Origin of the sequence: Sphingomonas sp. MMS24-J45, from assembly GCF_044881195.1 — a bacterium.
Taxonomy (GTDB): Bacteria; Pseudomonadota; Alphaproteobacteria; order Sphingomonadales; family Sphingomonadaceae; genus Sphingomonas.
The window spans coordinates 628752-641250 of the sequence record NZ_CP173255.1 but is presented as its reverse complement, the minus strand read 5'-3'; the positions used below and the strand labels follow the sequence as shown (position 1 = coordinate 641250).

At 66.8% G+C, this 12499-nt stretch carries 12 protein-coding genes; 9 read left to right on the top strand and 3 right to left on the bottom strand.

Annotated features, from left to right (window positions below):
• Positions 1–24 precede the first annotated feature (24 nt).
• The 5 genes from ftsA to AB5I39_RS03345 all read left to right on the top strand — a co-directional run bounded on the left by ftsA (position 25) and on the right by AB5I39_RS03345 (position 6330).
• Entirely contained in the window at positions 25–1287 is a 1263-nt protein-coding gene (gene ftsA / locus AB5I39_RS03365) for a cell division protein FtsA (protein WP_404371157.1), read from the top strand.
• Positions 1288–1401: 114 nt separating this feature from the next.
• The gene (gene ftsZ, locus AB5I39_RS03360) at positions 1402–2862 is read left to right on the top strand and encodes a cell division protein FtsZ (RefSeq protein WP_404371154.1); all 1461 of its coding nucleotides are present in this window, start codon (positions 1402–1404) and stop codon (positions 2860–2862) included.
• A gap of 123 nt (positions 2863–2985) precedes the next feature.
• Positions 2986–5016, top strand: coding sequence for a tetratricopeptide repeat protein (locus tag AB5I39_RS03355; protein WP_404371151.1), 2031 nt, complete (start codon positions 2986–2988; stop codon positions 5014–5016).
• Positions 4920–5141 (top strand): SPOR domain-containing protein, encoded by a 222-nt coding sequence (locus tag AB5I39_RS03350; protein ID WP_404373989.1) that lies wholly within the window; start codon positions 4920–4922, stop codon positions 5139–5141. Before AB5I39_RS03355 ends, AB5I39_RS03350 begins: the two co-directional genes overlap by 97 nt.
• A 16-nt stretch (positions 5142–5157) precedes the next feature.
• A complete protein-coding gene (locus tag AB5I39_RS03345) occupies positions 5158–6330 on the top strand; it encodes a deoxyguanosinetriphosphate triphosphohydrolase (protein ID WP_404371149.1) in 1173 nt (390 codons plus the stop codon).
• A gap of 123 nt (positions 6331–6453) precedes the next feature.
• Here AB5I39_RS03345 and AB5I39_RS03340 read toward each other — a convergent pair whose 3' ends face one another.
• A complete protein-coding gene (locus AB5I39_RS03340) occupies positions 6454–6744 on the bottom strand; it encodes a hypothetical protein (protein ID WP_404371146.1) in 291 nt (96 codons plus the stop codon).
• A gap of 225 nt (positions 6745–6969) precedes the next feature.
• Between AB5I39_RS03340 and AB5I39_RS03335 the strand changes: the two genes are divergently transcribed.
• Together AB5I39_RS03335 and AB5I39_RS03330 are read left to right on the top strand one after the other, a co-directional pair.
• Entirely contained in the window at positions 6970–8457 is a 1488-nt protein-coding gene (locus AB5I39_RS03335; RefSeq protein ID WP_404371144.1) for a DUF1800 family protein, read from the top strand.
• 4 nt (positions 8458–8461) lie between these two features.
• Positions 8462–9610 carry a DUF1501 domain-containing protein gene (locus AB5I39_RS03330; RefSeq protein ID WP_404371143.1) on the top strand — a complete coding sequence of 383 codons (1149 nt, stop codon included), beginning with the start codon at positions 8462–8464 and terminating at the stop codon, positions 9608–9610.
• A 3-nt stretch (positions 9611–9613) separates the two neighbouring features.
• On the opposite strand, the gene AB5I39_RS03325 is transcribed toward AB5I39_RS03330, so the two are convergent.
• Complete coding sequence (locus AB5I39_RS03325; RefSeq protein WP_404371141.1) at positions 9614–10849, bottom strand: glutamate carboxypeptidase; 1236 nt, start codon at positions 10847–10849, stop codon at positions 9614–9616.
• Here AB5I39_RS03325 and AB5I39_RS03320 point away from each other — a divergent pair.
• Both AB5I39_RS03320 and AB5I39_RS03315 read left to right on the top strand, forming a co-directional pair.
• Positions 10803–11270, top strand: coding sequence for a hypothetical protein (locus AB5I39_RS03320; protein ID WP_404371138.1), 468 nt, complete (start codon positions 10803–10805; stop codon positions 11268–11270). The two genes, AB5I39_RS03325 and AB5I39_RS03320, sit on opposite strands and share 47 nt — an antisense overlap.
• 3 nt (positions 11271–11273) lie before the next feature.
• Positions 11274–11438 carry a helix-turn-helix domain-containing protein gene (locus tag AB5I39_RS03315; RefSeq protein ID WP_404373987.1) on the top strand — a complete coding sequence of 55 codons (165 nt, stop codon included), beginning with the start codon at positions 11274–11276 and terminating at the stop codon, positions 11436–11438.
• 155 nt (positions 11439–11593) lie between these two features.
• On the opposite strand, the gene AB5I39_RS03310 is transcribed toward AB5I39_RS03315, so the two are convergent.
• Complete coding sequence (locus tag AB5I39_RS03310) at positions 11594–12409, bottom strand: hypothetical protein (RefSeq protein WP_404371136.1); 816 nt, start codon at positions 12407–12409, stop codon at positions 11594–11596.
• Positions 12410–12499: the final 90 nt, after the last annotated feature.

Sequence of the window (12499 nt, the reverse complement as noted above, 5' to 3'; positions counted from 1 at the left end):
AACCGGGCAACAGGGAAACGGCGTATGGCGAACAGGGCACCGGAAGGATTGATCACCGCACTCGACATCGGGTCGTCGAAGGTCTCCGCGATGATCGCGCAGAAGGGCGATGGCGGCGAGCTGATCGTGCTCGGCACCGGCCAGCGCGAGAGCCGTGGCGTCAAGCGCGGCTATATCGCCGACGCCGCCGCGACTGAGGTCGCCGTGCGCGAAGCGGTCGAGCAGGCCGAGCGGATCGCCGGCACCAATATCGAGAATGTCTGGGTCAGCTTCTCGGCCGGTGGGCTGGTATCCGATGTCGCCTCGATCGAGTTCGAATTGGGCGGCCACCGGGTCGAGCAGACCGACATCGACGCATTGCTGCAGGCCGGGCGGGATTCGATCGATCCGGCCGGGCGGATGGTGCTGCATGCGCAGCCGGCGCTCTACACGCTTGATGGGCTTACTGGCGTGAAGCGGCCGCTGGGGCTGCATGCCGACCGGCTTGGCGTGCATATCCATGTCGTCGCGGCGGACGGATCACCGGTGCGCAACCTCGGGCTGTGTGTGGCGAACGCGCATCTCGAAGTGAAGTCGATCATCGCTTCGCCAGTCGCAACCGGCATGGCGTGCCTGAGCGATGAGGAGCGCGAACTGGGCGTCGCTTTGGTCGAACTGGGGGCAGGGATCACCAACGTCTCGCTGTTCGCGGGCGGGATGCTGGTCGGGCTGCTGTCGATCCCGATCGGCGCGCAGGACATCACCGACGATATCGCTTCCGCCTTTGGCACGCGCCGCGCGCAGGCCGAGCGGATGAAGTGCGTGCACGGTTCCGCCAACGCCTCCCCACGCGACAATCATGAGATGATCGACGTCGCGCCAATTTCGACCGAGGACGACGCGCATGACGGCACGCGCATCACCAAGGCGCAGCTGATCACCGTGATCCGCCAGCGGCTCGACCATCTGATCGGCGAGGTCGGCAAGGCGCTGGCTGAGCTGAAGTTCGAAGGGCCAGTCGGGCGTCAGGTCGTGCTGACCGGTGGCGGCGCGGAATTGAAGGGGATCGCCGATTATGCGCAGGCAGCGCTTGGGCGATCGGTGCGGATCGGCCGCCCGCGCGGGCTGACTGGCCTGCCCGAGGCTCATGCGACCCCCGCTTTCACGACGCTGGCGGGCCTTGCCTTCTATGCCGCGGCCGATCCGGTCGACCTGCGCGCATTGTCGAGCAAGCAGCAATTGGTGCACCGGCCGAAGGGGTTTGCCCTGTTCCGCCGCCTGATCGCGGCGGCGCGGGCAAATTATTAAAGAATTGCTACAGGATTTTGCTGTTCGCGCTGGAACGACCGTTAACGATGGTGCAGAACAGCGTTTACGTACATGTGAGGCGCCGGGGTCGATGGGCGCATTTGGAGACCGGATATGAGCATCGAATTTCTGCCGCCCGAAGTCGATGAGCTGACGCCGCGCATCGCCGTGATCGGCGTGGGTGGGGCTGGCGGCAATGCCATTGCCAACATGATGCGCGCCGACGTGCAGGGCGTCGAATTCCTCGTCGCGAACACGGATTCGCAGGCGCTGAAGCAATCGACGGCAAGCCACAAGATTCAGCTCGGCGCGAAGATCACGCAGGGGCTGGGCGCGGGCAGCCGCCCCGAAATCGGGCGTGCGGCGGCCGAAGAGACGATCGAGCAGGTCACCAAGATGCTCGAAGGATCGCACATGTGCTTCATCGCAGCGGGCATGGGCGGCGGCACCGGCACGGGCGCGGCCCCGGTCATCGCCAAGGCGGCGCGCGACATGGGCATCCTGACCGTCGGCGTGGTGACCAAGCCGTTCGCGTTCGAAGGCAATCGCCGCGCGAAGAGCGCCGATGCCGGGATCGAGGAACTGCAGAAATATGTCGATACGCTGATCGTCATCCCCAACCAGAACCTGTTCCTGGTCGCCAATGCGAACACGACCTTCAAGGAAGCGTTCCAGATGGCGGACGAAGTCCTGCAGCAGGGCGTGCGCGGGATCACCGACCTGATGGTCATGCCCGGCCTGATCAACCTCGACTTTGCCGACGTCCGTTCCGTCATGCAGGAAATGGGCAAGGCGATGATGGGCACCGGCGAGGCGACCGGCGACAATCGCGCGATCGAGGCGGCATCGAAGGCAATCGCGAACCCGCTGCTCGATGGCGTCAGCATGAAGGGCGCGAAGGGCGTCATCGTGTCGATCACCGGCGGCGATGACATGCGCCTGCTCGAAGTCGATGAAGCCGCGAACCACATTCGCGAGCTGGTCGACGAAGACGCCAACATCATCTGGGGTTCGGCGTTCAATGCCGAGCTGGAGGGCAAGATCCGCGTCTCGGTCGTGGCGACCGGGATCGAGGCGGAGAGCCGTCCGGTCCCTGCAGCGGCTCCTCCCTCGCGTGCGTTCAGCTTCGCGGCTCCCAAGAAGACCGAAGAGGTGGCGCCCGTTGCGGCCGAACCCGTCGCCGCGCCAGTGGAAGCCGAGGCTCCGGTTGACGAAGCGCCGGTTTCGAACGATGCGGACGAATTGGTGCTCGGCAGCGAGACGGTAGTAGCCGAGCCGGCCGCTGCCGTGCCGACGTTCCCGGCTCCCGAGCCGTCGGCCCCCGCCGCCGACGACACGCCGAGCGAAGCACCGACGCGTCGCCGTTGGCTCTCGCCCGGCACGGCCCCTGCCGCCGAACCGGCTGCGGAAATCCCGGCCGAGCCCGTTGCGCCCGCTCCCCGCGTGAAGCTGGGCGGGACGTTGTTCGAGCGGATGTCGAGCGTTTCGCGCGGTGCCGCGCGCGACGAGGATCCGGCGCCGGACAAGGATCCGCTGGATATCCCGCGCTTCCTGCATCGTCAGAATAACCAGTAAGCTGCGATCGGGCGACACATCGGGATTGCCGGTGTGCCGCCTGTCGCCACTGCGTGTCGTTTTGTCGCAGCGCGGCGGCTTACCGCATTGCCGCTCGCGCCGCGAACGCGTCTAGGAAACAGGATGCGCACCCCACGTCTTGCTGGTTCAATTCTTGCGCTGTCGGTGTGTGGCGCAGCGGCGCACGCGCAGACGACCTATCCGTCGCCCTATCCGGCGGCCCCATCGCCGTATGGCGCGCCGATCACCGTCCAGCCCTTGTCCGACGCCGATCTGTTGGCGAGCGAGTTGCGGCTGCTCGCCGCCGATCCGCAAAATTTGCAGGCGTTGATTCGGGCGGGCGAACTCGCGTTGAAGCTCGACGACGATACCGGCGCAGCCGCATTTTTTGCGCGCGCCGGACGGATCGACCCGCGCAATGCACGCGTCAAGGCGGGGGAGGGCAGCCTGCTCGTCGCTGCGGAGCGGCCGGGCGATGCACTCCGGCACTTCGCGGAGGCGCAGGCGCTGGGTGCCGATCCGCGGACCTTCGCGGCCGATCGCGGCCTCGCATACGACCTTGTCGGGGAGCAGGAACGCGCACAGCGCGATTATCGGCTGGCGCTGAAGGCAGGGCCGAACGACGAGACACAGCGGCGCTACGCGCTGTCGCTCGGCATATCGGGCAAGCGCGAGCTTGCGCTGGCGCAAATCGATCCCTTGCTCCGGCGCAGCGATCGGGGGGCGTGGCGAACGCGCGCCTTCATTCTCGCGATGAGCGGCGACAAGGTCGGCGCGGAGAAGATCGCGACCAGCATGATGCCGACCGGCATGGCGGGCGGTCTTCAGCCGTTTTTCGAGATTCTACCGACACTTCGCCCCGCCGACCGCGCGTTTGCGGTGCATTTCGGCGAGGTGCGTACGACACCCGAGCGAATGGCGGATGCGCAACTGGTGCCGCCGCTCGCAGCGCTCGGGCCCGATCCGACCGCGCCAGTCGAGCCGACGACGACCGCGCGCCCGCTGGTGGTGGTCGATGCGCGCGAGGCCAAGCGTCGGGCAAAGGCGGCGCGAAAGGCGGGCAAAAGCGTGCAACTCGCCGCGCTGACCACGCCGCCCCCGCCGCCGCTGCCCGCGCCGCCGGCCTACACTGGGCAAGCCGTGACGCCTGTCCCCAGCCTGCCGGTGCCTCGCACGGCCAGCGCTGCCCCGGTCTATCTGGCGTCTAACACGGTGCGTCCGCCTACGGTCGCTGCTCCGGTGGCGACGTCGAACGTGCCTGCCCCGGCCTTCGTCACGCGGCCCGCGCCCGGCGCTTACGAGAGCGCCGCCAAGACACCCGCCGCCACAGTGCCGACGATCCCGCGTGCGACACCCCTGGTGACGCCGCAACCCGTCATTGTCCCGCGCGCTGCTGCTCCAGCGGTTGCGCCGACCGCGGTGATCGCCCCTACGCCGATTGTGACTCCGCCGCCCGCCACAGGCACGCCTGCCCCTGTTGTACCGAGCACGCCTGTCCCCCGCACGGTCTCGCCCACGACTGCCGCTCCGGTGGCGGTGACGCCGGCACCGATGCTTGCCGCCCCGACGCCAGCCGCTCCAACGCCAACTGCGACCGAACCGGCGGCCGTCGCGGTGGTGCCGACTCCAGCGCCGGTGGTTGTACCGCCGACGCGTGCCCCCACGCCGGTGCGGAGCGAGGAGTCGATTCTCGCCGCGATCATCGCCGACATCAAAGTGCCGGGCGCAGAACTCGTCCCCGAAACAGAAGAACCCGCGCGGCCCGCGCCTCTGCCGGTGAAGCGTGCCGCGCCCGTTAAGAGCCTTGCTGCGGAGAAACCATCGGTCGAGTCAGCCGCGCTCGACAAGAAGGCTGTCGACGAAAAGGCGAACGACAAGAAAGCCGCGGACAAGAAAGCTGCGGCGGACAAGAAGGCGCTGGCCGACAAGAAAGCCGCCGAAGCGAAGAAGCTCGCCGATGCCAAGAAGGCTGCGGAAGAAAAAAGAAGAAGGACCCGAAGTTCCTCGAACCCTCGCGCGTGTGGGTCCAGGTTTCGGGCGGCGCGAATGAGAACGATCTGCCCAAGCAATGGGCGAAGGTGCGCACCAAATCCAAGGCGTTCGGCAGCAAGGGCGGCTGGACGACGCCGCTGCGCGCGACAAACCGCATCCTGACCGGACCATTCAAGAGCGAGAGCGAGGCGCAGAGCTTCGTCAACACGCTTGCCAAGGACGGCCTGTCGGGCTTCGTCTTCGTCAGCGACGCCGGGCAGAAGATCACGAAGTTGGCGGGCAAGTGACGGGACGACCACGACAATGACGACACTTGCGCCCTGGGCATCGCACCCGGAGCGCTCGCGCGGTCGGCTTCATGAAGAACAAAAAGGGGGCGAATTCGACGCCGCCCGTGGGCCGCGCGACGCCTTTCAGCGGGACCGCGACCGGATCATCCATTCGATCAGCTTCCGCCGTCTGCGCCACAAAACGCAGGTGTTCATGGCGCCGGATGGCGACCATTTCCGTGTCCGCCTGACCCACAGCTTGGAAGTCGCGCAGATCGCGCGGACGGTGGCACGGGCGCTGGGGCTCAATGAGGATCTGACCGAGGCGCTCGCGCTCGCGCACGACATCGGACACCCGCCGTTCGGCCATGCCGGGGAGGATGCGCTGCAAGCCGCGCTGGCGGGCCAAGGCGGGTTCGACCATAACGGCAACACGCTGCGCGCGCTGATGACGATCGACAGTCCCTATCCGCGCTGGAACGGGCTCAACCTGACTTGGGAAACGCTGGAGGGGTTGGCCAAGCACAACGGCCCGATCTTCGCGCCCGGCTGGGCGCTGGCCGAATGTGATGCGGCGTTCGCGCTCGACCTGACGCAGTGGTCGAGCCTTGAGGCGCAGGTTGCGGCGATTGCGGACGACATCGCCTACGACAATCACGACATCGACGATGGCCTGCGCGCGGGGTTGCTGACGCTCGACCAGTTGCTGGAGGTGCCGGTCGTCGCGCGCGGGTGGGACGCGGTGCGTAAACGCTTTCCCGACTTGGCGCCAACGCGGCTGGTGAGCGAATTGGTCCGCTCGCAAATCGGGGCGATGGTGCGCGATTTGCTAACCGAGACGCAGTCGCGGTTGAGCGACATCGGCGATATCGCGGACGTGCGCGCCGCCGGACGCTGTCTGGTCGGCTTCTCGCCGGCGATGCGCGAGGATGAGCGCGTGCTGAAGCGCTTCATGTACGCCAATCTCTACCACCACCCGCGCCAATTGGAGGCGGCACGGGTGGCGGAAGGGATCGTGGCGGGGCTGTTCGCGGCCTACACCGCCGACCCCGCGCTGATGCCCGGTGACTGGCCCGAGCGGATGCCCGCGGAGGAGCCGTGGCGCAGCCGCCATATCGCCGACTTCATTGCCGGGATGACCGATCGGTACGCCGTCGCGCGCTATCGCGAGGCGGTCGGCCCGATCGATCTGCCCGAGGGGTTTTAGCGCGCGGTCTGGCCCCCATTCCGTTCGTGCTGAGCTTGTCGAAGCAACGCTCGTCGCGGCCCGGTCGGCGTAACGGGAAAGCAGTCCTTCGACAGGCTCAGGGCGAACGGACGAGATCGCAGCTTAGCGCGACGCGATTTCGGTGGTGGTGAGCTTGGCCTGGGCGTTGGCCATCGTGAAATCGACCGGGACACCGCCCGACATGCCGACAACGCGGTGGCCGCGCACGCGCAGCTTGAAGGCGCTGCCGCCGGTCACGCTGCGGCCGGTGATCAGGACATGGTCGCCCTTGTTGACGGCGCTGTATTCGAAAGTCTCGCCATCGCGTGTGAAGGTGCGGGTCGTGTCTTTGGCCATCGCGGGCGCAGCGGTTGCGGCGAGCAAGGCAGTGGCGGCGATAAAGGTCTTGAACATGATCGTCCCTTTCGTGTGAAATCCGAAAAGCCGATCCCGCATCCCCTCCCGAGCGATGCTGTTTGTGCGGATCATATTGCGCTGCAGCATAAACCCAAGCGCAAAGAGCGCACGACCAGTTGCACGAAACGAACGACGGATGGCGGCGGCGCGGCACAATCTTGCGACACTTGGCGTTCATATCGGTTGCGCTGTGTAGCGAGCGTGCAGGCAAGGATGTCGCCGATGAGTAAGACCAGTGTCGCCCTCAACCGGTTTGGGCTCGGCGCGCGCGCCGATCAGCCTATACCGTCCGATCCGATCGCGTGGCTGACCGGGCAGTTCGCCAAATATGATCCGAGACCCGACGTGATCGCCAACGCGCCGACCAGCGCCGGAGTGTCGGCCGAGCTTGCCGACTATTTCCGGCAGCAACGTGCTTTGCGGGCGCAAGGCGGCGGGCGGCCCGCCGCGACGCCAGCGGCCCCAATGGCGATGATGGGGCAAGCGCCTCCCGCGCCCGCCATGCCGCCCGTGCCGACGGGGCAGAACGAGGCGATGAAGCAGGCGCGCCAGTTCGCGCAGCGCAGCGGGCGAAGCGATTATGCCGGCGCGGTCGGCGCGCGGGCGACCGCCGCGTTGATCACCGACACGCCCTTTATCGAGCGGCTGGTGCATTTCTGGGCCAATCACTTCGCGGTGTCGGCGGACAAGTTGCAGGTGATCGGCCTGTCGGGCACGCTGGAATTCGAGGCGATCCGGCCGCATGTGCTGGGCAAGTTCGGTGACATGCTGACCGCTGTGGAACGGCATCCGGCGATGCTGCTCTATCTCGATCAGGCGGTGTCGGTCGGGCCCAATTCGCCGCTCGGCGCGCGGATTGCCGCGCGTGGCAATCGCAAGGTCGGGCTGAACGAGAACCTAGCGCGCGAGATTCTGGAACTTCACACGCTCGGCGTGCGGACCGGTTATACCCAGGCCGACGTGACAGAGTTCGCCCGCGCGATGACCGGTTGGACCGTGGCGGGGATCGGGCAGGGGCCGGGCGCGCGCGCTGCTGGCACCGATGGCCTGCCGGGTGACTTTGTCTTCGCGGCGCCCTTGCACGAACCGGGCGACCGGACGGTGATGGGCAAAGTCTATCCGGCGGGCGGCGTCGAGCAGGCGCAGGCGGTGCTGAACGATGTCGCCGTCGCACCCGCTACCGCGACGCATATCGCGACTAAGCTGGCGCGGCATTTCGCGGGCGATACGCCGCCGCCCGCGATGGTCGCGCGGTTGCAGGCGGCGTTCCTGCAGTCGGGCGGTGACCTGCCGACCGTCTATCGCGCGCTGATCGCCTCGCCCGAGGCGTGGGTCGATCAGCCGGTGAAGTTCAAGACGCCGTGGGAATGGACGATCTCCTCGCTGCGTGCGCTGAACGTCAAGACCGCCGACCCGCAGGTGACGGTCGGGCTGTTGCAGCAGCTCGGCCAGCCGATTTGGAAGCCGGGGCAGCCGGTCGGTTACGACGACATCGCGGCAAGCTGGGCCGGGCCGGACGCGGTGCTGCGCCGGGTCGAGGCGGCGGAACGCTTCGCCAGCCGCGCCGCCAATATCGACGCGCGCGCGCTGGCACCCAAGGTGTTGCCGGGGGCGGTCAGCCCGGCGACGACGACTGCGCTCGCCAATTGCGAAAGCCCGGCGCAGGGCCTCGCCCTGTTGCTGGTCGCACCCGAATTCATGCGGAGATAAGATCATGTACGATCGTCGTTCGTTCATCGGAGCCGGGGCCGCAGGTGCGCTCGCCTTCGCGCTCAGCCCCGGCATGGCCTTTGCCAAGGCCGAGACCGACAAGCGCTTCATCTTCATCATCCAACGCGGGGCCGCCGATGGGATGGGGATCGTCGCGCCGGTCGGCGACCCGGCCTTTGCCGCCGCACGCGGCGACCTTGCCGCCGATTTCGCGGGCGTGGCCCGGCTCGACGGGATGTTCGCGCTGCATCCGGCAATGCCGACGCTGAACGGTCTGTACGGCCAGCGCCAGGCGCTGTTCGCGCACGCCGTCGCCTCGCCCTATCGCGACCGGTCGCATTTCGACGGGCAGAACGTGCTCGAAAGCGGCGGGACCAGTGCGTACCAGGAGAAGGACGGCTGGCTCAACCGCTTGCTGGGCGTCTTGCCGCCGACGCAGGCCAAGGCGATCGCCGTGTCGGCGACGGTGCCGCTCGCGCTGCGCGGGAGGCATGACGTGTCCTCCTACGCCCCGTCGAACTTGCCGCAGGCGTCGGATGACCTCCTGCAGCGCGTGTCGATGCTGTATCAGGGCGACAGCCAGCTCCACGCGCTGTGGAGCGAGGCGATGAACACGCGCGCGCTGACCGGCGATCTGGCGGCCGGCGGGGGCGCGAATGCCGCGGCGACCGGCGCGCTCGCGGCGAAGCTGATGGTCCCCGCCAATGGCGCGCGGATCGCGATGATCGAGACGGGCGGGTGGGACACACACACCCAGCAGCGCCAGCGCCTGGCCGCGCAATTGAAGGGATTGGATGCCATGATCGGCGCGCTGCAGACCGGGCTCGGCCCGCTGTGGAACGACACGATGGTGCTGGTCGCGACCGAATTCGGGCGGACCGTTGCGGTCAACGGCACGGGCGGGACCGATCACGGTACCGGCAGCTCGGCGATGCTGCTCGGCGGCGCAGTGCGCGGCGGGCGGGTGCTGGCGGATTGGCCGGGCCTGTCGCAAGCGGCATTGTTCGAAGGGCGCGACCTCAGGCCCACGCTACAGCTCGACGGCTTCATCGCAGGGGCGGTAGCCGGGCATTTCGGCGTCGAACCGGCGCGCGCGATGGCGACGCTGTTCCCGACCAGTCGCGGGGCGGCGGCGGTATCGGGCCTGGTCTGATCGCTAGTTGATCCGCGCAGGCGGGCGCTTGCCGAGTTCGATCAGCAGGCTGGTGAGCAGATAGAGGCGCGGGGTGAGCGTCTGCAGATCGAGATATTCGTCCTCGGTATGCGCCCCGCCGCCGACCGGGCCGAGCCCGTCGAGCGCAGGCACGCCCTTGGCATGGGCGAGCGCCGATTCGGATGCGCCGCCATTCCCGCCGTTCGCGGTTACGCCGCCGATGCGGGCGTAGATTTTCTTGGCCGTGGCGGCCAGCGCGTCGGTCGCCGGGTTGATCGGCAAGGGCGGAAAGGCGACTTCGCGCGTCACTGTGACTTTGGTATCCGGCACGATCGTGTTGGTGGCGTTGCGGCGCATCAGGGCCTCGACTTCCTCGGCCTGCTTGGTCTCGCGTACGCGGACGCTAAAGGTCGCAGAGGCATCCTCCGGGATGATATTATTGCGCGAACCTGCGCTCATCAGCGTGAGGTTGGAGGTGAGGCCGTCACCCTTGTTGGGCAGCGTGCTGGCAAGTTCGATCTGGTGGATAAGTTCGACCGCGGCGTTGCGGCCCATTTGCGGCGCGACGCCGGCGTGCGACGGGCGGCCCTTCACGTCGATGCGGAACACGTTGCTGCCCTTGCGCCAGACGGTCAGCAGATCGGGCACGTCGCCGGGTTCCAGATTGAGTTCGACATCGGCATCGGCAAGCAGCCGATCGATCAGCGCGCGCGTGCCGGGCGATCCGCGCTCTTCCGACGTTTCGATCAGGAACGTGATCGAGGCAAAATCATTCTGCTTCAGCGTCTTGAGCAAGCGCAGCGCCGTGATTCCCTCGACCACGCCGCCCTTCTCATCGATCACGCCGGGGCCATAGGCGCGATTGCCCTCGATGCGGAACGGGCGCTTGGCGACGGTGCCGGGGCCGAACACGGTATCGGTGTGCGCGATCATCAGGATGCGGCCCTTGCCGGTGCCCTTCATCGTGGCGACGACATTGTCGGGCAGGGTGGGGAGTTCGGCCGGGAGCAGCTCGACGCTCATCCCCAGCGTGCGGAGCTCCGCGGCGACCAGTTCCGATGCCTTCTGCCCGCCGACCTTGTCGGCCGTGCCCGAATCGATGTTGACCAATTTCTCCAGCAGCGCGAGTTGATCGGCGCGGGCCGCTTGGGCTGCCTTGAAGACCGGATCGGCCGACGCGGCGAGCGCGGGGGTGGCGATCAACGCGGCGAAGGGCAGCAACAGGGGCAGACGGCGCATCGGTGACCTTTCCATGATCGACTGCGCACGAAGAGGCACGGAGGACGGGGCCACTGTCAAGCGCCGCATACCTCAGCACCCGAGCGTGCGCACCGTGGGCCAGAATCCCGAGCGCAATTTCGGGTCGCGCACGGAGCGTGGACCGATCGGCGACGTCCTGCGCCTGCGCGGCCGTGGAGACGAACACCAACACTGCGGCGAAGACGCCCATTTTCCGGCAATTGACGAGCGCGCCTATGTCGCGCGCGATCCGGTCGCGCGGGCACGCGTCGATGCCTGGGTGAACCGCACCGACGTTCGGATCGGCCTGGGCGGGAGCGCCGTGCTGGACGACGGGCAAATCGTCGTGCTGCTGTTCGCCGACGTCAACCTCGCCGTGATGCTGGCCCGCCGAAAGGTGCGGTTGAAGGAGCTCGCATAAGCGATCGGCATTACCGAATCAAACCTGTCCCTCCTGAAATCGGGCAAGGTGAAGGGCGTGCGCTTTTTCACTCTGGCGGCGATCCGCTGCCATCTGCACTGCGAGCCGGGCGATATTCTGGCGTACGACCGGTCGAATGAGGATCTGCGCCCCGATGACAGGGAGTGATGCGATACAGGTTCGACAGCCCGAACGACCGGACCGATCACGACCCGGTACACCCACTTTGCCGCGCATCTCGACGCGGAAGCAAGCGCCCCTGTCGGATACTGCCGCCGTCGCTTTATAGCGTCCGGCGGTTTCGCTGCTGTAGTTAGTTCTGCTTATGGCCGGGGCGGCAAGGATGAAAACGCTGTGGTCGGCGAGGGACTGACCCATCCCACCGAGATCGGATTGTCGCTACGCGATGCCGGAAGCTCCGCGCTCGGGTAAAGGTATTGCGGGTCGCGCCAAACCAGACGCTGAACCGACCAGGACCCTATCGCGCGACCGCTTGCATCGCGTGCCGGCTCAAACTTGCCATATCGTTGGACCGAAGCGCAGGCCGCATCGGCAACATCGGACGAACCCGAAACCGCAAGCGTCCGACAGGATGCGATCCGACCGTTTTCCGAGACCGCCAGCAGGAAGGTCATGTCGTTCACTTTTGCCGAAACCCGGGCGACGTTCGGGAAATCCCACGGCTGAAGCCAATCGGCACCATTGATCGGTTGGGCCGGCGTGGCAATCTTGCCGATCACGCGCTGATCGATGTTCCATTGATCGCGCAACCGCGCGCGACATGTGGCGGCATTTTTCAGGGCCGGCTCGACGCCATCCATCGGCAGGATCGTCTTACCCTTCCCGGTCGGGACGGACAATTGCTTAGCGTCGAGCATGCCGGCGACTTGTGCAGGGTTCATCGAAAATCGCGTTACGCTGGCCTTTTTTGCGCCAGCTTCGGCAACCGAAAGGACGCCGTTTGTCTGAGACGTGGTAAGATCTGGCGAAAGAATCAAAGTCGCCTGCGATGTGCCGACCTCAATCTGCCGCGAAAGGGAGCATCGAACGCCGTCGGAATTGGAAATCCAGCGATCCGAGACGTTCGGTGTGGTGCCGTTTGCCGCGATCGCGGCCACGAGCGTAATAGACAAGGACATCGCCGACTTCCTTTCTCCACGCAATGCCTGCCTTCAAGGCAGATCGTGACAAATAGCATTTACGCGCCCCCTCCGCAATCGACGCGGTTT

Excerpts from the sequence above, each read along its gene's own strand:
- AB5I39_RS03310 (WP_404371136.1), bottom strand. The coding sequence starts at position 12,409 with ATGTCCTTGTCTATTACGCTCGTGGCCGCGATCGCGGCAAACGGCACC.
- AB5I39_RS03335 (WP_404371144.1), top strand. The coding sequence starts at position 6,970 with ATGAGTAAGACCAGTGTCGCCCTCAACCGGTTTGGGCTCGGCGCGCGC.
- AB5I39_RS03340 (WP_404371146.1), bottom strand. The coding sequence starts at position 6,744 with ATGTTCAAGACCTTTATCGCCGCCACTGCCTTGCTCGCCGCAACCGCT.
- AB5I39_RS03325 (WP_404371141.1), bottom strand. The coding sequence starts at position 10,849 with ATGCGCCGTCTGCCCCTGTTGCTGCCCTTCGCCGCGTTGATCGCCACC.
- ftsA (WP_404371157.1), top strand. The coding sequence starts at position 25 with ATGGCGAACAGGGCACCGGAAGGATTGATCACCGCACTCGACATCGGG.
- AB5I39_RS03345 (WP_404371149.1), top strand. The coding sequence starts at position 5,158 with ATGACGACACTTGCGCCCTGGGCATCGCACCCGGAGCGCTCGCGCGGT.
- AB5I39_RS03330 (WP_404371143.1), top strand. The coding sequence starts at position 8,462 with ATGTACGATCGTCGTTCGTTCATCGGAGCCGGGGCCGCAGGTGCGCTC.
- ftsZ (WP_404371154.1), top strand. The coding sequence starts at position 1,402 with ATGAGCATCGAATTTCTGCCGCCCGAAGTCGATGAGCTGACGCCGCGC.
- AB5I39_RS03355 (WP_404371151.1), top strand. The coding sequence starts at position 2,986 with ATGCGCACCCCACGTCTTGCTGGTTCAATTCTTGCGCTGTCGGTGTGT.